The sequence below is a fragment of the Aliihoeflea sp. 40Bstr573 genome, from assembly GCF_024105655.1.
GTDB lineage: Bacteria > Pseudomonadota > Alphaproteobacteria > Rhizobiales > Rhizobiaceae > Aliihoeflea.
In genome coordinates, this window is the sequence record NZ_JAAAMH010000002.1 from 236031 (window position 1) to 252081 (window position 16051).

A 16051-nucleotide genomic window follows, 5' to 3' on the forward strand; every position below is an offset into this window, starting at 1 on the left:
TCATGGCGATCTTTACGGCTATCGGCGGTGCTATCGCCGGAGCGCTCTTTGCTGGCTCGGCACTGGCGGCAACCGTCATCTCGGGAGCACTGGCATTCGGCGCGAACCTGCTCGTCAGCTACCTGACGCGACCGAAGAAACGGAGCTACACGGCCGTCCAGGGTGAGGTGCAGTTCGGCGGCAACGTGCCGGTCGGCGCGATGTTCGGCACCGGTCTCGTGAAGGGCCAGCGCGCCTACTATGCGAAGTGGGGCAGCGGCAACAAATACAATGCCGAACTGTTCATCCTGTCCAACGGCTGGTGCGACGGGCTGGAGCCGGAGGTCTATTTCTACGGCAAACGGCACGTCCTGATCCCGACTGCGACGGTCTCCAACGAGGTCGCCCGCTACCAGGTCTCCGGCTTCGGCGAGAAGCTGACGATCCGCTTCTATGACGGCCGGCCGGGCCAGGCTGCCGATGGCAGGCTCGTCTCCGTCTCGTCGTCTTCCGGCACGCCATGGAAGGCGACCAGCACCTGCGCCGGCATGGCCTATGTCATTGTCGAGCGCGAGTATGACGAGGCGCTGTTCGAGCAGGGCGTTCCCGACATCGGCTTCATTCTGCGCGGGCTTCGCCTTTACGATCCGCGCAAGGACTCGACCGTCGCGGGGGGCTCGGGTGCGCACCGCCTCGACAATGCCGCGACGTGGGAGTTCAGCCAGAACCCGGCTATCCAGCGGCTCAACTACCAGCTCGGGCTGCGCGGCCTCATCTCGTCGCGTACGCTGATCGGCGAAGGCAAGTCGCTCGGGCAGCTCGACCTCGGCACCTACTTCGCGGCGATGAACGTCTGCGACACGCCGCGCAACGGCAAGCCGACCTATCAGGCTGCGCTCTATGTCGTCTCGGATGATGATCATACGGAGGTGCTGAAAGAGTTCGATGACGCGATGGCGGGCTATGGCCTCAACCGTCGCGGCCTGTCCGGCGTCCTCGTCGGTGCGCCGCAGATCCCGGTTGCCGCCATCACGGCCGACGACATCCCGACCGATCGCGCGCAACAGGTCCAGCTGCGCAAGTCGTCGTTCGACCTCTACAATCACCTGTCGGGCCAATTCATCTCGAAAGAGGACCAGTGGAACCCGGCCAGCCTGAAGCCGGTCTACGTCAATGCCGATATCGCCGCTGACGGCAGGACGCGGCAGACCTCGAACGACTTCCTCCAGGTTTCCGACCCCGACATTGCACAGTATCTGCTGTCGATCCGCTATCGCCAGAACCGCAAGGGCGGCTCGGCAACGGTGCCCGTCTCGCGCCGGCTCGGGCTGCGGGTGCAGGAAGGCGAGTGGGTCACGTTCGAGGGCCGGACGTGGCTGGTCCGTGAATGGCAGTGCGACGAGGCGTTCAACCTCACGCTGGTGCTGGCAGAGACGGGCGCGGACATTTATTCGGAAGGCGGCATCGAGCCTGGCCCGATCGTTCTGCCCTCGACCCCGCCGATCAATCCGTCGGTGCTTTCGACGGTCCAGAACTTCGCCGTCGAAGTCGGCATGATCCAAGGGGCGGAAGGGTATCAGGTGCCTGCGCTGCGCTTCACCTGGACACCGCCGGAAGACCCGACGATCACGAGCGTTCGGTTCCTGTATGTGGCCGATGCTGCCCCTAGCACAACCAACGTGTTCGAGGACGCGACGGCCGATGTCGAGGCCGGGGAATATATCACGACGAAGAACGTCGTCTCGGGCCGCTTCTATACCGCGCGCGCCACCATCACGACACGACCGGATCGGTTCAAGACCTTCACGCCGTGGGTGACGACGGCAACCGTCACCGGGCCGTTCACGATCTATCTTGATGGCGTGGTCGAGGAGGCCAACGAAAACACGACCCGGCTTCTCGAATGGTCGAGCGGTGGGGCGCGTGAGGCGATCGAGCGGGCGCGGCTGAATGCGCTTGCCGAGCTGGACGATATGGCCTCGCGTGATGCCGACCGTCAGGTTCTCCGGCGGGAAATCGTTCTGGCCGATCAATCGAACCGTGCGGCCTGGTCAGAAGAGGTCATCGTCCTTCGATCTGAAGATCAAGTTCTGGCGCAGCGTCTCGAAGAGGTACAGGTCGAACTGGACACGACGGTCGCCAGTGCCATCGACCTGCTTTCTAGCGAAATCGAGATTGTAGATGGACGGGTGACGGCGAACGCCCAATCCATCCAGGAACTTTCGACGCAGGTCGATGGGGTCGAGTCGATCCTCACCATTCGCGCGCAGGCAGGCGGAACGGGCATTGGCGGCTGGGCAAGCTTCGGCGTGCAGGCGCGCGTGGGATCGGGCGACAGCTGGTCATCAGCAGCGATGTTCATTGAGGTCTCGGGCGGGCAGAGCCGTGTGGTCGTGGTGGCGGGTCAGTTCATCATCACGAACGGCGTTCAGGACGATTACCCGTTCATCTTCCAAGACGGGGTGCTGACGATGAACGCCACACGGGTGAACCAGATCACGGCTGGCATTATCAGGTCTCCTGACAGCCGCATGGTCATCAATCTCGCCTCCGGCAGCCTGGATTGGTACGACTGATGGCGAACCGGGGCTTTATCAAGGATATCGGCGGGGCGAAGCGGATGCGTTTCGTGCGGCCCGGATACGACGCCAACGACATGGGTGTGCCGCCAAATCAGGTCATCTTCGACAGCGAGAACATCGGCGCGCTCTCGGTCTATACGTCGGGCGTGGTCGACGTTCAAACGCCGATCGACGGCTATATCGCGTCATGGTCTGATCTTGGGTTCACGCCACTGGCGATGGTCCAGTTCATGGGTCATCCATCGAGCCCGCGCGCCACAACCAATATCGGTCTTTCTACGACAGAATGGCGGTTTACGTTCCGGGGCCAGTCGGGTGGCGTGTCCGCCCCGCTGGGAGCGCCCAACAATGAGGGGCCTAAAGTATTCGTGTATTCGAACGGTCTGAGGATGAGGCTGCACACCAACTCGGGAACCGACGAATACCGTCTTTTCGTGAGGTACATCGTCTATAGGGCCGCCCTCTGATGGCTCATCGTGCAAGCATTCGCCTTTCGGGATCGCCGATCATGCGCGTGGTCCCTCCTGGATATGACGTCAACAGCGCGCCGGCGCACCGCTTTCTGCTTCACGAAAGCTTTCTGTTCGCGCAACCGTTTTTCTACCAGTTCGTCGCGTGCCCGTTTGCCGGGTTCACCGGGCGAGACGTCCGGCAAGAAAGCGTCAACGTCCCGTTCCCGTTCGTTGGAAATGTGCCCGACATCGTGGTGTATCCGCGCCTGTCAAACGGGTTGATCTGCTTCCCCGGCCCGCTGTCCGAAGGGGCCGGCACGAATGCCGATGGGTTTGACGTTGAAGCCGGCTACGTCTCCTGGTCGATCAGTGCGTCGTCGCTCACGCTGACCTTCACGAAACAGACCGGCGCGAGACTGTCCCCGCAAGGTGCCTATGTCGTTCTGACAAGAAAGGCTGACTAATGCCCCGCGCCGTTATCGACAATCGCGGGCCGAGGATCGCAAAGCCGGGATATGATGCCAACACTGCCCCGCCGCAGCATATGTTCTTCGACCCGGAGTTCGTTGCGGCCAGACTGTTCCAGACTGGAACCGTGACACTCGGCGAGGGCGCGCCATATGGCAACTTCAGGGTCGCATCCCACGGCTTCGGAAAGACGTTCCCTCAACCGCCCATCGTCTTGGTTGGCGGGGTCTTGGGGGATGGCGGACTCGATATTACGCCGTGGATTGACCAGCGCTTCGAGTCGACGGTGCTGCGCAACTGGTCCTACTACAGCGTTTACATCAGTACGACCGGCTTCACCCTTTATGTGCGCCGGCCGAGTGAAGTGACGCCGGGCGGTGCCACCTTCAATTTCGGCTCCCCCGCCAATAACTGGCGATACTGGGTTCTCGACAACACGATGGCCTAATCCAACAGGACAACCCAACATGACCGAACCGAACCAATCGGGTGGCGAAGCCGTGCCCGGCCCATCGCGCATTGCGCTTGATCCCGTCGCCGGCGTCTTCCAGCGCCGTTCGAATGGCGCCGAGACAAGCGAACTCTTGCTGGCCGACGAGGTCCGGCGCCTTCAAGGCGAGGTCGCGCGCCTTCAAGCCCGTCTCGCCGCCTATGAGAAGGACGACGCCTGATGCCCACCTACAGCTTCTACACGACGGGCACAGCCGGGGTTTCCAACGGCGGTGTCGACGTCAATTTCCAGAACGCCGGGTCTCTGGCCGGCGTGCGCGTCGGCGACCTCTTCGGCTCGCATGTGGGCCTCGGCATTCCGATCGCGGCCATACCCGGTCCTGCTGCCGTCACTCTGGCCTATCCGTGGCCCGGTCCCAGCCAGGCCAACGGTCCCTACTCGATCATGCACACGCCCTACGACGCCGGGCTTCCTCAACAGCTTCAGAAGATCATCGATCGGCTGACCAGCGGCAACGTGTCGGCATTTGCCGATCTGGTCGGGGCGGAGGGCTTGCTCCCGTACTTCACCGGCGCGGGTCAGATGGCGGTAGCTGATGGACCGGCCGTGCGCGGCCTGATCGGTCTTGACGATCTCGGTGTCGGCTCATCGGCTGTCTTCATCACCAACGCGAATGATGCAGCGCTCGGCTCATTCACGCGATGGGAGGGCACTGACGGACAGGCAGCAGCGGCCAATCTCCCGCAGCTTTCCGGTGGAGACTCCACGCCGCGCTGCTGGACGATCATCACCACGGGCGGTCCGGCCCGCGTGACGCAAATCGTCTCGGAGGTCTACCGTCTCGGCATCGCGACGCAGCACACCTTCCAGCGCTCGAAGCACGATGCCACCTGGAAATCCTATGTGCCGTTGGGTGGCGTCAACGTGGTGCGCTATCAGCAGTTCGCTGCATCCGGCGCCTATGTCCCGCATCCGGGAATGCTGTTTGCGATCTTCGAGGCCGTCGGCGGCGGCGGTGGCGGCGGTTGCGGCAGCGACAACACGCTCGACCTTACCATTGGGTCTGGCGGCGGGTCCGGCAGCTATGGCCGTTCGGTGCGCCTGCGCTCGCAATTGAACGCATCAACAGCGATTACGATCGGCGGCGGAGGTGCAGGCGGAACGGCAGGGGTCAACGGTGACGGCTCCAACGGTGGGACAACCGGCGTCGATGGTGTCCTGTCCTGCCCCGGCGGCCTCGGTGGCGGCATTGCGACAGGTGCAGGTACAACGTCGCCTGGCGGTCATGGCGGCGCCTCTGGTAGCGCCGACTATGTCGAAGCCGGTTCGTCGGGCACAGGCGGCAATACAGTCGTCGGCAACACCGGATCGATTACCCGCGTCAACAGCGGCAAGGGTGCCGATAGCTGGTTTGGCGCAGGCGGGCGCCACAACATCGGATCGCCCGGCGAGCCGGGTCGGGGCTATGGAGCGGGCGGCGGTCCTGGCGGCGTGTTCCAGTCGAGCGCCACGATCAATGGCGGTGCCGGGCGCGCCGGCTTCGTCCTCGTCACCGAATTCTGCGCATTCTGATGGAGCCAACCATGGGTAAGACCTATTGCCGGATCGAAGACGGCGTCGTCGCCGACGTGGCGCTGTTTGACGGCAACATGCCGCGCAACTGGCCTGACTACCATCAGTGGAAGCTTGGACATGGCGTTCAGATTGGCTGGACCTATGACGGGTCGAAATTCCACCCGCCTGAAGCGCCCGAACCCGCGCCGGCGACCGAGGACGACTATCGCCGCGCGATCCAGCGTCATGTCGATGCGACGGCGCAGTCCCGCAGCTATGACAACGGCAACTCGCTCGCCAGCTACAAGGACAGCACGATCGCGCAATGGTCGGACGAGGCTGTCGCCTTCATCGCCTGGCGCGATCAGGTTTGGCTCTACGCCTATGCCGAGCTCGACAAGGTGATGGCGGGTGAACGCGAGCAGCCGAGCGTGGAGGATTTTGTCCGCGAGTTGCCCGCTATTGGGTGGCCCGCCTCGACGGCATGACCGCAGGCGTAATGCCATAGAGCGCCATCACGACCATCAGCCCTGCGCAGATCAAGAGCTCCGCCGCGATGTAGGGGTTCATGCGCTACGGCCCGGCGCGTTTGTCGATCGCTGCAGAAAGTCGTTCGCGAAGTAGCACAGCCATATCGCTGTTCAGATGCAGTCGGACGCGGCCGCCCCGCGCATCGGTCAGTGTGACGGCAACGACATCCGTTTCGGGCACGTCGCCGATCTCGACATCGACAACATGAAATTCGTGCTCGTCTGAGTCTTCGGTCATTGCATCCCTCCATCGGGTTCATGCGCCGATCCTACCGTCATCTCCTAAACCTTCAATCACCCGGCCGCACCGGGGGAAAGGACACGGCGTCCTTCCCTAGCGCCGCTCCCCACAACTGAGAAGGAAATACGATGGACCGCACCGTTCCAGCCGGAGCGGTCATCCTGCTCGACTTCGTTCGCTTGATCGAAGTCGGCACGGAAGGCCGCGAAGGATACGACATCATCTACGGGCACAATCAGGGCAAGTTGCCGAAGCCTGTCACCAGCATGACGCTTGGCGAGATTATCGATGCGCAGCGGGACTGGACGCGGTTGTTCAAGTCGAGCGCGACGGGCGGTTACCAGTTCATGCGCGCCACACTCCAAGGCCTTGCCACGGAACTCGGCTTGCGTGGCACTCAGGTTCTGGACCCTGATTTGCAGGACCGCCTAGCGTACCATCTTCTCAAGCGCCGTGGCTATGAAGAGTTCATGGCCGGCAAGATCAGCCGTACCGAGTTTGGCAAGCGGCTGGCGATGGAGTGGGCTTCGTTCCCCGTCCTCGCTGCCACCAAGGGCGCTCACCAGCAACTCAAGCGCGGGCAGTCGTACTATTCTGGCGACGCGCTCAACAAGGCTCTTGTCGCGCCGGCAACGCTAGAGGCCGTGATTGACCGCGCGAAGGCCGCAGGCCGTGAACTTCCGTCCGTCGCTCCAATCCCAGCCCCGCGCCCTGACCCCGTCCCTGCGCCTGCGCGAAGCCTCTGGGCCGCGCTCGCATCGTTCTTCCGCAACCTGTTCTCGAAAGGGTAATCACATGCCACTGCTTGCAATGTTCGGCCTGTTCCGGGCCGCGAAGTTCTGGACTGCCGTCGTTCTGGCAATTGCGCAGTTCATCAACATCTACTCGGGCATCGACCTGGCGCTTGATGAGGCAACCGTGACGGCTGTCCTCGGTGGCCTCGGCGCTCTGCTTGTCTGGCTGATCCCAAACAAGAAGCCGTCGGGCGGTCTCTACTGATGATTTTCGCCCACCTGAAAACGTCATTCCGAGAGACTTTCCCGGCACGCGCTTCAGAGTGGGCGCTGTCGGGAATGCTCATGGGGTGGTCGGTCATCCTCACGATCAACGAAGACCTGTTCGCAACAGGGGCTTCCTACGCGAAGATGGCAGAGCTTGCCGACCAGGAAACCTGGGCCACGCTTTGCCTCTATGCCGCTGCCTTGCGACTTCTCATGCTGCTGGTGAACGGGGCGTGGCGGCGCTCGCCGCACTTGCGCGCCCTCGGCGCTTTCATCGCATGTGGTTTCTGGTTCCAGATCACCATCGGGTTCATTCAAGCCGGGACAGTATCGACCGGCCTAGCCGTCTACCCGTTCCTCCTTCTGTTGGATAGCTACAACGCCGTGCGTGCTGCGGGCGAAGCGGGGCTGTCCGACAAAGTGCATAAGCGGGCAGGACATGGAATTCACAAATGACCTATGGGTGCACGCAGTCTATGGCCTGCTTCTCGCTCTTGCCGCCCTGAAGCAGTATCTGGATAAACCAAAGCAGCCTCCGAAAAACGAGGCTATCATCGCCGGTGTGGGGCTGGGGTTTGGCGAGAGAGACCAGATGGAGCGACTTATTGCAGAAGTGAAGCGCATTGCGGATGCGCTGACGGATAAGAACACCTCGGGCATCAATCATCGGTTGGATGAGCTTCTAGAGCGGATCGATGAAGCCGAGCGTCGCGGCCATACTCAGAAGCCAAGGCCGCAGCGCTAGCACCCACTCTGCCACCACCAGAGCCGCGATGCTTGGCCCCATGCTGCGCGGCTTTAGACCCAAGACGACAGTCCGGCTCAAGCGCATGGTTCTCACGTTGGTCGTCGACAGCCGGCCAACTTCTCCACACTCAGCCCGGCCACACCGCCGGGCTTTTTTTGTTTGGCGACTCTCTATCGCTCCAACTTGACTCGCCCATCCGGATGTTCTCAATCCGTTCTCATGGGTCGCGACGTCTACACGCTTTCGGATGCACACCAGTTCGGGCAAATCGTGCTCGTCCGGTGCAGCGCGTGTGCGGTCAAGAGGTACTACGATCCCGGTGACCTCATCCGCCTCATGGGCGACCTGCCGACCCACATGGTTGACCGAAAAATGAAATGCGAGCGATGCAGCACACGTGATCATCTCCGCGTGGACGTTCAAAGGCTATCAGCGGCTGATAGGCAGACCATCAAGCTGCGACGGATCGACAGCATCAAGTGGGTGCGGCGCATCATATGGCGCGACGAGTGAGCTACTGGTCGCGCTTGAGCCTTTGCCGTCGACCACTGCGCCATAGCGGCGGACCTTCGCTCTTGCTGATTGGCGTAATCGAGGGCGCGAGGATGTCGGCTTCTTTCGCAGCCGCTTCGAAAGCCAGCCGAGCGGCCCGCGCCTCTTTAAGCCCCTCCAGAACCGCGATGCACGCCTTGCGCGCGGCGAGATGCTTTCGGGCGCCGGGATCGCCAGGCCAACGGTGCAGCAGGATGTCCGCCGCCTGGACCGTGGTCGTAACCGTGTCGGCGATGTTGCCGCGCTTCTCGGCGAAAACGCGCACGGGCTGATCAAAGCGCCCTTCGTCCATCACGATGCCCTCTTATCGAACGCGACTCAATGCGGTTAGCTGCGCGAGGTTGCAGCCGGGGGAATTAACTCTTCGATCTAGAGCCGCGCTGGAGAAGCTCGTCGATCATGTTCTCGGGCTGGTTCGGCAGGTCGGTGAATGCCGCGTCGAGCTGCACGCGATCCCAGACGACGATGCTCTCGATGCGCTTCGGCTTCGGCATCCGCCCGTCGCTGACCATCTGATCGAACTTAGTGATGCTGACGCCGATATAGCGCGCGGCCTCGGGGCGTCGCATTCCGCGCGGTGGGTATGCGTAAGGGTCGGACGTCAGAAGTAGCCTCGCTTTTTTTGCGAAGCCAAGAAATCCTCAAGAAGCTCTTCGGGTGTCGGCTTGCTCTTAACGGGCTTCTGATCAGGCCTTGCCAAATGTTCGGGCAGCAGCCTCACAGTTACGCCATCGATGACCAACTCGGCTATGAACCCCTCCCTAGCCGCGCCACGGCAGATCGCCGCTACTTGGGTCGACGTAATCGACATGCGCTTAGTCATGGCTTCTTCATAGCCCTGAGCGCCCGTGCTGATGCATAGGCCGTAGCGCTCGCAACTTCAGCGCGCGATGGCTCAAAATCGTTCTGGCTTTCGTTCTGGTTGCCTAAAGTGACCCGACACTGCTCGCGCATTTCCTTGATGGCTCTCCTCGTCACAAAATCTCGCCGCCCAATGCGCTCGATCACCAGACGGCCCCGCGCCGCCTCAGCTTTCAACGTCGCTGGCTTGATGTGACCGCGAAACACCGTCTCGCAGGCCTCAGCAAGCGTCATTGGTTCATCGTCAGAAATCGTCATGGCCTTCCCGCTTCGTCACGGCAACACGTTGCGCGTCTTCATAGGCTAGGACGTCGGCCGTCCTTATCCGGAAGAGCTTGCCTCCTAGCTTGAACCCAGGGAGTTGGCCCTTGTTGATCAGGTTGCGGACGTGTTTGGATGAGCATTCCCAGCGCTTTGCAAGCGTCAAGGGTGTGAAGACGTTAGGGGTCTCATCATCCGTTTGCATCCGGCGATGCTGACGCGCCGGGTCTCAATGCGCAAGCCATCTCACACTTACGTCCTGTCACAACCGAGCGCTTGAAGGTATGGCCATCATGGCCACACCCGTTCGGTTGTGGTCGCCCCTGCCCTCGTTCATGCCGACGGAAGGCGAAGCAAGCCGTCGCCCGTTAGGGCGTTCTTGCAAATTTAACCAAATCAGGGCAGCGTGTCCGGTGGGTGTGAGAACCCGGACCGAGATATCTCCGATACGACCCTTGGCGGGGTCATGCTTCCTTTGGCGAGGAAGCTCGGATGAAAGTTTCCCGCTTTCGGGAAACCATGGACGCGCTTGGCGGCGCGGCTCCAACCGGCTCAATATGGCCGGGGGCGAGCGTGCTGTCCAGAGGGTAACCCCTTAAAAGCGTTCGACCTGTCTCTCGGCAGGTTCTCACCCCCCGGCTATCCGTCCGCCACGGATGCAGGTAACCCGCTGTGAGAGGCGCCGTTGCCGCCGGCTGTGAGAAGCCGGTTCCAAACCGAGAGAGCCAAGATGACCATCTTTCAGAACACCAAGGGCCTGTCCCTTCATGAGCCTCTTTTCAGCAAAGAGGGCGATTTCCTATTCCTGACACTCAAGGCCAACGACCGGCTTTGCATCGCAACGACAATTGAACGGCTTATCGACAAGCTGGACGCGATGGACACTGACTGCGACCTAGAAGATGGCGCGGACGACGAACCGTCGCTTTGCGGCACTATCGCCCCCAACGGGGAAGTCGATCTTGAAGCCGACGACTGCGACGAAGAATGGAGCGGAGACGAGCAAGAGCCGCTTCTGGGCTGGACCGAGTCGCACGGCATGGGTGTTGTGCGAGGACAGACTACCGACGACCGCGAAGGCGACGACGAGCGCGACGACGACGGCGATCAGGCCGAGCACTTTCTCGGCTGGTCGGAACGATGCAGCCAAGGCGCCGACAATCCGGCGCTGTTAATGTCCGGCATGGACCCGGACGAGAGCGGCCCCTGCGGCTATGGCTTTACTGGCAGCGGCGCCGTGATGGCAAAGCAACTGCTCACTGGGAGGGTCGCATAATGGATCGGCGTTCTTTCCTTCGCGGAACTACCGCAACCGGGATCGCCAGCGTCGTCGCTGCAGCGCCCGCTCTGTCCGACGTTCACCCCGTCGAGCGTCTGCATGCACTCGCTGACGAAGCCTCGTCGCTCATGCACCATTGGGACGACAAGATGGGCGGGCGCTGGGAGTTGCGGGTACGGGCAGACGGTGACGTGATGCCTGTGCACTTTCGGAACCTCTATGAACACAAGAGATCGCCCCGCGATCAAGCCTTGTGGCACATGATGGAACTGGAACGCTTGTTGCTCGAAGACGGCGCTTCGGCAGCGATGATCCTCGTGTCCGGCATGAGATATAGCGGTCGGACCTCTCGTGCCATCATTCACAATACCCATCAAGAACTCTGGGACGAACAGGGCGCGTTCGCCGTCTGAACGGACCTGCCCCGGCTGCATTCGTGGCCGGGGTACCAGAGGTTCGACCCGAGGTTCACCAGAGAAAACGCCAGATATTCGAGCGAGAACGACTTACAGGGTGCGTGTGTCATGCACGCCCTTGGAGGTATTGCCACCATGGCAACACCTTGCGACGCGCCGCGAACAGCCTGCATGTTGCATTGCATGTTGCATGGACTTGCCGTGGCCTACGGTAAACCATTGAAATTCAATGGTAGCAACATGCAACATAGACGCGACATGCTCGGCCCCTTTGGGCGGTGCATCCAGCAATCAAGTCGTTGATTTCGCTAAGGAAAAGAATGGTACGGTTGGCTGGGGTCGAACCAGCGACCTCCGGATCCACAATCCGGCGCTCTAACCAACTGAGCTACAACCGCAAGACCATATGGCGCACGACCAACTGGCTGGGCAGGCTATTACGGGCATTCAGGCCTGATTTCAAGCGCGAATGCGGGGGCACTGTGCAAAAAGACCTGTCGAAAGGGAAGCTGCCCTGTCGCTGATCCGACATGTCGAAACCGGCATGAAAGAGCCGAAATCAGCTATCCCCAAATAGGAAAAAGGCCGGGGGGAGGATCCCGGCCTTTCCTTTTTCCGGCTGCCGCCGGGAGGAGGTGGCGGCTCCGGTGCCCGGCTGCGGATGGGAGGAGGTATCCGCGCGCCGAGGAACTTGTCTCAACAATGCATCAGGCGGCTTCGAGTTCCTTCACGGACTTCTCGAAAGCGTCCTTCATCGGCTTCATGACCTCTTCGGTCGCCTTGGTGGAGGCGGCCTGAAAATCCTTGGCCTGCTCCATGGCAAGTTCGATCGACTTGCGCACGAAGGCGGTCTGCAGTTCCATGATCTCCGAGATCGACTTCGCCTGCATCAGCGCCTCGACATGGGCGAAGCCCAGTTCGGTGTTGGTGCGCATCGCGGAAAGCGACTTCCTCGACATTTCGCTGCCGGCCTGCTTGGCGGTTTCGAAGGTCGATTCCAGCGACTTCTGGGCGTATTCGGCGTTCGAGCGAAGCTTTTCGTAGGCCTGCTTGGACTGTTCCATGCCATTTTCGGCGAAGGCGCGGAACTGGTCGGTGGCCTGGGAGGCGTCGAATGCAGCGGCTTCCATGCCCTCTGCGGTCTTGGCAGCAGTCTTGGTCATGCGCTGTCCCTTTTCAGGTTGATGCGGCCATTGTCCGTTGGGTCCGGGCCGCTGGTTTGTTCCGAGTTTTATACAGTGAATTTTTGTGCGATGCAATATTCAACGCGTGCGCTGCGGTACCACACTGCCTGCGGATTAACCACGTCGCCAATCGGACCGGCAGCATAGCGCGCGAAATGTGGACGCCGGAGCGATCCGCTTTTATTAACGAAGGGTTAAGTGGGCGAATCCCGCGAAATGACGAACTAGGGCAAACCCCGCGCAAGCACAGGAACCCGATGACGGCCGCGACTTATTCCTTCATCGATATCGCCGTCCTTGGCGGCGTGCGCGAAAGGTTTGCGCGCGGCGAAGCGCTCGTCCTGCTTGCGCCCGATCTCGAACAGGTGATCTGGGCGAACGGACCAGGCGCGGCGCTCTTCGGGCATGGCGACATCGAAAGCGCGATGGACAGCACGGCCGGACTGTCGGTGCAGGCGCGGCGGCAGATCGCCTCGCTGTCTGGCTTTCCGCGGATCGGCGCCGAGCGCGCGGTTTCCCTTCGCCTGCCCCAGGGCATGGCGAGCCGCATAACGACGTTTCAGGCGGCGCAAATCCGCCTTCCGCGTGGGGAACTCGCCATCCTGCTCGCCCTGCCGCCGCTGCAGCGCGGCGAAGCGCGCGCAAAGGCCGCGATCGCGGGCATTGCCGAGGCGGGTTATGCCGCTGCCATGGTGGGCGCGGACGGCGCCGTGATCGCTTCGACCGCCGACTTCGACCGGCTGGGGCTCGGTCGCACTGCGCTCTGGACGCTGGTTCAGGACGTTTCGCGCGAGCACGACCGGCTTGTGAAGAAGCTCGTGACGGTAGAGGGCGGCACACTGCCGGTCGGTTTCGCGCGGCTGACGGACGAGCCTGCGCTCCATCTTCTCCTGACCTCGAACGAGATCGATGCCGACGAGGAGGAAGTGCCGGCGCTCGAGCGTGCGGACGAGGACGCGCCGGAGGTTGCGAGCGAACAGCCCCCAGTGTCCGAACCGGTCATCGCCGAGGCCGAGCCGGAAGAACTGGTGATGGAAGAGGCCACCTCCGCCATCGACGAGGCGGATACTGCCCCTGCGCCAGCAACAGAGGGTGGGCCGCGTGCGCTTCCCACCCAGCCCATCCGCTTCGTCTGGCGAACCGACGCCAGCGGCCGGTTTGCGCAGATCTCCCCCGAATTCATCGACGCCGTGGGGGCCAATGCCGCCGACGTGATCGGCCGCTCGTTCCGGGATGTGGCGACCGTTTTCGGCTTCGATCTCAATGAGGAAATCGCCGCGTTGCTTGACCGGCGCGACACCTGGTCGGGGCGCACGGTGCTGTGGCCCATCGAAGGGCATGCGCTGAAGGTGCCGGTCGATCTGGCCGCGCTGCCAGTCTACGACCGCGATCGCATGCTCGAAGGTTTCCGCGGCTTCGGCGTTGCGCGCATGGCCGACGCCGTCGCGGACCCGGACCAACTCGGCCTTGCCTTGATGAGCCCCAAGGCGCCCCAGCCCATCGACCCTGACGATCCATTCCAGGGGGAGGCGCCGGTCCTGGCGGCCCTGCCGGATTTCGGGCGGCGTGCGAGCGACAAGGTCGTGCGGCTCGATGATGTGCGCCCGGGAACCAATGGAAAGGCGCTTTCGCCCGGCGACCGGCAGACGTTCCAGGAAATCGGCACCAAGCTGAAAAAGCAGATCGGCGATGGGCCGGCCGCGGAACAGTCCGAGCCGCATCTGGGCGAGACGGCGGAAGCCGAACGGCAGGCGCAGGAGCGCGCGCGTTTCGCCGAGCCAGAGATTGCCGTCGATGAAATCGAGGCGGCCGGCAATGTCGTTCGGCTGGCAGATGCCAAGCCGGCGGAAGCCGAGCCGGCCGAAGCCCTCCCGGCCGACCCCGCCATTGAACCGAAAGAAGATGGGCCGGCCCCGGCCAACGTCCATTTCCTGCCTTCCGCCTTTGCGCCGCGCGCAAGCGCCGACGAAAGCGTGGAGGACCGGCTGGTCGACCATTTGCCGGTGGCGACGCTGATCCATTCGGGCGAGACGCTGCATCTTGCCAACGCCGCGTTCTTCGACCTCACCGGGTTCGCCTCGCTCGACGCATTCGCGGATGCCGGCGGGCTCGATGCGCTGTTCGAGGATTGCGACGGCGGCGAAGAGGGCATCCTGTCGCTGAACCGGGCCGACGGCCCGGAAATGCCGGTGCGGGCGCATCTGCACTCGATCCCTTGGCATGGCGGCAAGGCGCTGATGTTGACGCTGTTGCCGCAGGCGCGGACCGGACCGGTGCCCGCGGTGGCACCGGCGTCGGAAATCGCCGATGACGGCGGCGAAGAATTGCGGGCGCGGCTCGCCGAATTTCAGACCATCATCGACACGGCGACGGACGGCGTCATCCTGATCGACAACGATTTCGCCGTGCGCTCGATCTCGCAGCCGGCCGAGGCGCTGTTCGGCTTCGATTCCGATGCGATCGAGGGGCGCCCGTTCCGCGAACTCTTTGCCATCGAAAGCCAGCGAACCGCGCAGGACTATGTCGAGCGGATCGCGCGCAAGGGCGTCGCGGCGGTGATGAATGATGGGCGCGAGGTGATCGGCCGCGAGGCGGAAGGCGGGTTCATCCCGCTGTTCATGACGATCGGGCGCCTGCCGAAGGAAGGCGGCTATTGCGCGGTCCTGCGCGACATCACGCACTGGAAACGGGCCGAGGAGGAACTGACGCAGGCGCGCGCGCAGGCCGAACGCGCCTCCTCGCAAAAGAGCGAATTCCTCGCCCGCATCAGCCACGAGATCCGGACGCCGCTCAACGCCATCATCGGGTTTTCCGAGCTCATCATCAATGAGAGCTTCGGGCCGATCGGCACCGAGCGCTATCGCGACTATCTGCGCGACATCAGCCGTTCCGGCAACCACGTGCTCGACCTCGTCAACGACCTCCTCGACATCTCCAAGATCGAGGCCGGCGAGCAGGAGCTGAATTACGAGGCCGTGTCGTTGAACGAGGTCTTGGGCGAGGCCGTGGCGATGATGCAGCCGCAGGCGAACCGCGAGCGGGTCATCATCCGCTCCTCCTTCGCCTCGCGCCTGCCGGACGTCGTCGCCGACCTGCGCTCGGTCAAGCAGATCGCGCTCAACCTTCTGTCCAATGCGGTGCGCTATACGCCGGCGGGCGGTCAGGTCATCTTGTCGACGGCGCTCGAGCCCGATGGCGGCATCGCCATTCGCGTACGTGATACCGGGATCGGCATGAACGCGTCCGAGATCGACCAGGCGCTGAAGCCCTTCAAGCGCGTCAATGCGCTGAAGCGCAGCCACCGCGAGGGAACCGGGCTCGGACTGCCGTTGACCAAGGCGATGGTGGAGGCCAACCGGGCGCGCTTTGCGATCAGCTCCAAGCCGGGCGAAGGCACGCTGGTCGAGATCGACTTTCCACCGACGCGCGTGCTGGCCGATTGACCCATAGTTTAGAACCTTTCTAACCTGTTGATCGGCCACGCGAAATAAC

At 62.6% G+C, this 16051-nt stretch carries 21 protein-coding genes and 1 tRNA gene; 14 read left to right on the top strand and 8 right to left on the bottom strand.

Annotation, left to right across the window (positions count from 1 at the left end):
- Positions 1-2: 2 nt before the first annotated feature.
- The 7 genes from GTK01_RS04410 to GTK01_RS04440 are packed head-to-tail and all read left to right on the top strand — an operon-like array spanning position 3 to position 5974.
- Positions 3-2555 carry a phage tail protein gene (locus GTK01_RS04410; RefSeq protein WP_252924636.1) on the top strand — a complete coding sequence of 851 codons (2553 nt, stop codon included), beginning with the start codon at positions 3-5 and terminating at the stop codon, positions 2553-2555.
- A complete protein-coding gene (locus tag GTK01_RS04415) occupies positions 2555-3028 on the top strand; it encodes a hypothetical protein (protein ID WP_252924637.1) in 474 nt (157 codons plus the stop codon). Before GTK01_RS04410 ends, GTK01_RS04415 begins: the two co-directional genes overlap by 1 nt.
- Before the next feature lie 41 nt (positions 3029-3069).
- Entirely contained in the window at positions 3070-3477 is a 408-nt protein-coding gene (locus GTK01_RS04420) for a hypothetical protein (RefSeq protein WP_252924638.1), read from the top strand.
- Complete coding sequence (locus GTK01_RS04425; protein ID WP_252924639.1) at positions 3477-3929, top strand: hypothetical protein; 453 nt, start codon at positions 3477-3479, stop codon at positions 3927-3929. The genes GTK01_RS04420 and GTK01_RS04425 overlap by 1 nt, the downstream gene beginning before the upstream one ends.
- Positions 3930-3948: 19 nt before the next feature.
- A complete protein-coding gene (locus GTK01_RS04430) occupies positions 3949-4152 on the top strand; it encodes a hypothetical protein (protein ID WP_252924640.1) in 204 nt (67 codons plus the stop codon).
- Positions 4152-5504, top strand: a complete 1353-nt coding sequence (locus GTK01_RS04435) for a hypothetical protein (protein WP_252924641.1) — start codon at positions 4152-4154, stop codon at positions 5502-5504. The genes GTK01_RS04430 and GTK01_RS04435 overlap by 1 nt, the downstream gene beginning before the upstream one ends.
- An 11-nt stretch (positions 5505-5515) precedes the next feature.
- Positions 5516-5974 (top strand): hypothetical protein, encoded by a 459-nt coding sequence (locus GTK01_RS04440; protein ID WP_252924642.1) that lies wholly within the window; start codon positions 5516-5518, stop codon positions 5972-5974.
- A gap of 85 nt (positions 5975-6059) precedes the next feature.
- On the opposite strand, the gene GTK01_RS04445 is transcribed toward GTK01_RS04440, so the two are convergent.
- Entirely contained in the window at positions 6060-6254 is a 195-nt protein-coding gene (locus tag GTK01_RS04445) for a hypothetical protein (protein WP_252924643.1), read from the bottom strand.
- 131 nt (positions 6255-6385) lie between these two features.
- On the opposite strand from GTK01_RS04445, the gene GTK01_RS04450 reads away from it, so the two are divergent.
- Genes GTK01_RS04450 through GTK01_RS04465 form a run of 4 tightly spaced genes read left to right on the top strand, consistent with a single transcriptional unit; the run spans position 6386 to position 8003 of the window.
- Positions 6386-7048 carry a hypothetical protein gene (locus tag GTK01_RS04450; RefSeq protein ID WP_252924644.1) on the top strand — a complete coding sequence of 221 codons (663 nt, stop codon included), beginning with the start codon at positions 6386-6388 and terminating at the stop codon, positions 7046-7048.
- A gap of 4 nt (positions 7049-7052) precedes the next feature.
- Positions 7053-7256 carry a hypothetical protein gene (locus GTK01_RS04455; protein WP_252924645.1) on the top strand — a complete coding sequence of 68 codons (204 nt, stop codon included), beginning with the start codon at positions 7053-7055 and terminating at the stop codon, positions 7254-7256.
- Positions 7256-7714 carry a hypothetical protein gene (locus tag GTK01_RS04460; protein WP_252924646.1) on the top strand — a complete coding sequence of 153 codons (459 nt, stop codon included), beginning with the start codon at positions 7256-7258 and terminating at the stop codon, positions 7712-7714. The genes GTK01_RS04455 and GTK01_RS04460 overlap by 1 nt, the downstream gene beginning before the upstream one ends.
- Positions 7698-8003, top strand: coding sequence for a hypothetical protein (locus tag GTK01_RS04465; protein ID WP_252924647.1), 306 nt, complete (start codon positions 7698-7700; stop codon positions 8001-8003). The genes GTK01_RS04460 and GTK01_RS04465 overlap by 17 nt, the downstream gene beginning before the upstream one ends.
- 517 nt (positions 8004-8520) lie before the next feature.
- On the opposite strand, the gene GTK01_RS04470 is transcribed toward GTK01_RS04465, so the two are convergent.
- From GTK01_RS04470 to GTK01_RS21040, 5 genes are all read right to left on the bottom strand, one after another.
- A complete protein-coding gene (locus GTK01_RS04470; protein ID WP_252924648.1) occupies positions 8521-8850 on the bottom strand; it encodes a DUF982 domain-containing protein in 330 nt (109 codons plus the stop codon).
- A 64-nt stretch (positions 8851-8914) separates the two neighbouring features.
- Positions 8915-9127: an AlpA family transcriptional regulator gene (locus GTK01_RS04475; RefSeq protein ID WP_252924649.1), complete on the bottom strand. Its 213-nt coding sequence runs from the start codon at positions 9125-9127 to the stop codon at positions 8915-8917.
- Positions 9128-9159: 32 nt separating this feature from the next.
- On the bottom strand, positions 9160-9381 hold the full coding sequence (locus GTK01_RS04480) for a hypothetical protein (protein WP_252924650.1): 222 nt from the start codon (positions 9379-9381) through the stop codon (positions 9160-9162).
- Positions 9378-9677 (bottom strand): hypothetical protein, encoded by a 300-nt coding sequence (locus GTK01_RS04485; protein ID WP_252924651.1) that lies wholly within the window; start codon positions 9675-9677, stop codon positions 9378-9380. Before GTK01_RS04485 ends, GTK01_RS04480 begins: the two co-directional genes overlap by 4 nt.
- Positions 9664-9885 carry a helix-turn-helix transcriptional regulator gene (locus GTK01_RS21040; RefSeq protein ID WP_371924266.1) on the bottom strand — a complete coding sequence of 74 codons (222 nt, stop codon included), beginning with the start codon at positions 9883-9885 and terminating at the stop codon, positions 9664-9666. The genes GTK01_RS04485 and GTK01_RS21040 overlap by 14 nt, the downstream gene beginning before the upstream one ends.
- 525 nt (positions 9886-10410) lie before the next feature.
- Between GTK01_RS21040 and GTK01_RS04490 the strand changes: the two genes are divergently transcribed.
- Together GTK01_RS04490 and GTK01_RS04495 are read left to right on the top strand one after the other, a co-directional pair.
- The gene (locus GTK01_RS04490; RefSeq protein ID WP_252924652.1) at positions 10411-10956 is read left to right on the top strand and encodes a hypothetical protein; all 546 of its coding nucleotides are present in this window, start codon (positions 10411-10413) and stop codon (positions 10954-10956) included.
- The gene (locus tag GTK01_RS04495) at positions 10956-11372 is read left to right on the top strand and encodes a twin-arginine translocation signal domain-containing protein (RefSeq protein ID WP_252924653.1); all 417 of its coding nucleotides are present in this window, start codon (positions 10956-10958) and stop codon (positions 11370-11372) included. The genes GTK01_RS04490 and GTK01_RS04495 overlap by 1 nt, the downstream gene beginning before the upstream one ends.
- A gap of 324 nt (positions 11373-11696) precedes the next feature.
- Here the strand turns inward: GTK01_RS04495 and GTK01_RS04500 are convergent.
- Positions 11697-11773: transfer RNA gene (locus tag GTK01_RS04500), tRNA-His, on the bottom strand.
- Positions 11774-12082: 309 nt separating this feature from the next.
- Positions 12083-12538: a phasin gene (locus tag GTK01_RS04505; RefSeq protein WP_252924654.1), complete on the bottom strand. Its 456-nt coding sequence runs from the start codon at positions 12536-12538 to the stop codon at positions 12083-12085.
- A 278-nt stretch (positions 12539-12816) separates the two neighbouring features.
- On the opposite strand from GTK01_RS04505, the gene GTK01_RS04510 reads away from it, so the two are divergent.
- Positions 12817-16002 (top strand): histidine kinase dimerization/phospho-acceptor domain-containing protein, encoded by a 3186-nt coding sequence (locus tag GTK01_RS04510; protein ID WP_252924655.1) that lies wholly within the window; start codon positions 12817-12819, stop codon positions 16000-16002.
- The last annotated feature ends 49 nt before the right edge of the window (positions 16003-16051 follow it).

Excerpts from the sequence above, each read along its gene's own strand:
- GTK01_RS04410 (WP_252924636.1), top strand. The coding sequence starts at position 3 with ATGGCGATCTTTACGGCTATCGGCGGTGCTATCGCCGGAGCGCTCTTT.
- GTK01_RS04415 (WP_252924637.1), top strand. The coding sequence starts at position 2,555 with ATGGCGAACCGGGGCTTTATCAAGGATATCGGCGGGGCGAAGCGGATG.
- GTK01_RS04420 (WP_252924638.1), top strand. The coding sequence starts at position 3,070 with ATGCGCGTGGTCCCTCCTGGATATGACGTCAACAGCGCGCCGGCGCAC.
- GTK01_RS04425 (WP_252924639.1), top strand. The coding sequence starts at position 3,477 with ATGCCCCGCGCCGTTATCGACAATCGCGGGCCGAGGATCGCAAAGCCG.
- GTK01_RS04430 (WP_252924640.1), top strand. The coding sequence starts at position 3,949 with ATGACCGAACCGAACCAATCGGGTGGCGAAGCCGTGCCCGGCCCATCG.
- GTK01_RS04435 (WP_252924641.1), top strand. The coding sequence starts at position 4,152 with ATGCCCACCTACAGCTTCTACACGACGGGCACAGCCGGGGTTTCCAAC.
- GTK01_RS04440 (WP_252924642.1), top strand. The coding sequence starts at position 5,516 with ATGGGTAAGACCTATTGCCGGATCGAAGACGGCGTCGTCGCCGACGTG.
- GTK01_RS04445 (WP_252924643.1), bottom strand. The coding sequence starts at position 6,254 with ATGACCGAAGACTCAGACGAGCACGAATTTCATGTTGTCGATGTCGAG.
- GTK01_RS04450 (WP_252924644.1), top strand. The coding sequence starts at position 6,386 with ATGGACCGCACCGTTCCAGCCGGAGCGGTCATCCTGCTCGACTTCGTT.
- GTK01_RS04455 (WP_252924645.1), top strand. The coding sequence starts at position 7,053 with ATGCCACTGCTTGCAATGTTCGGCCTGTTCCGGGCCGCGAAGTTCTGG.
- GTK01_RS04460 (WP_252924646.1), top strand. The coding sequence starts at position 7,256 with ATGATTTTCGCCCACCTGAAAACGTCATTCCGAGAGACTTTCCCGGCA.
- GTK01_RS04465 (WP_252924647.1), top strand. The coding sequence starts at position 7,698 with ATGGAATTCACAAATGACCTATGGGTGCACGCAGTCTATGGCCTGCTT.
- GTK01_RS04470 (WP_252924648.1), bottom strand. The coding sequence starts at position 8,850 with ATGGACGAAGGGCGCTTTGATCAGCCCGTGCGCGTTTTCGCCGAGAAG.
- GTK01_RS04475 (WP_252924649.1), bottom strand. The coding sequence starts at position 9,127 with ATGCGACGCCCCGAGGCCGCGCGCTATATCGGCGTCAGCATCACTAAG.
- GTK01_RS04480 (WP_252924650.1), bottom strand. The coding sequence starts at position 9,381 with ATGACTAAGCGCATGTCGATTACGTCGACCCAAGTAGCGGCGATCTGC.
- GTK01_RS04485 (WP_252924651.1), bottom strand. The coding sequence starts at position 9,677 with ATGACGATTTCTGACGATGAACCAATGACGCTTGCTGAGGCCTGCGAG.
- GTK01_RS21040 (WP_371924266.1), bottom strand. The coding sequence starts at position 9,885 with ATGCAAACGGATGATGAGACCCCTAACGTCTTCACACCCTTGACGCTT.
- GTK01_RS04490 (WP_252924652.1), top strand. The coding sequence starts at position 10,411 with ATGACCATCTTTCAGAACACCAAGGGCCTGTCCCTTCATGAGCCTCTT.
- GTK01_RS04495 (WP_252924653.1), top strand. The coding sequence starts at position 10,956 with ATGGATCGGCGTTCTTTCCTTCGCGGAACTACCGCAACCGGGATCGCC.
- GTK01_RS04505 (WP_252924654.1), bottom strand. The coding sequence starts at position 12,538 with ATGACCAAGACTGCTGCCAAGACCGCAGAGGGCATGGAAGCCGCTGCA.
- GTK01_RS04510 (WP_252924655.1), top strand. The coding sequence starts at position 12,817 with ATGACGGCCGCGACTTATTCCTTCATCGATATCGCCGTCCTTGGCGGC.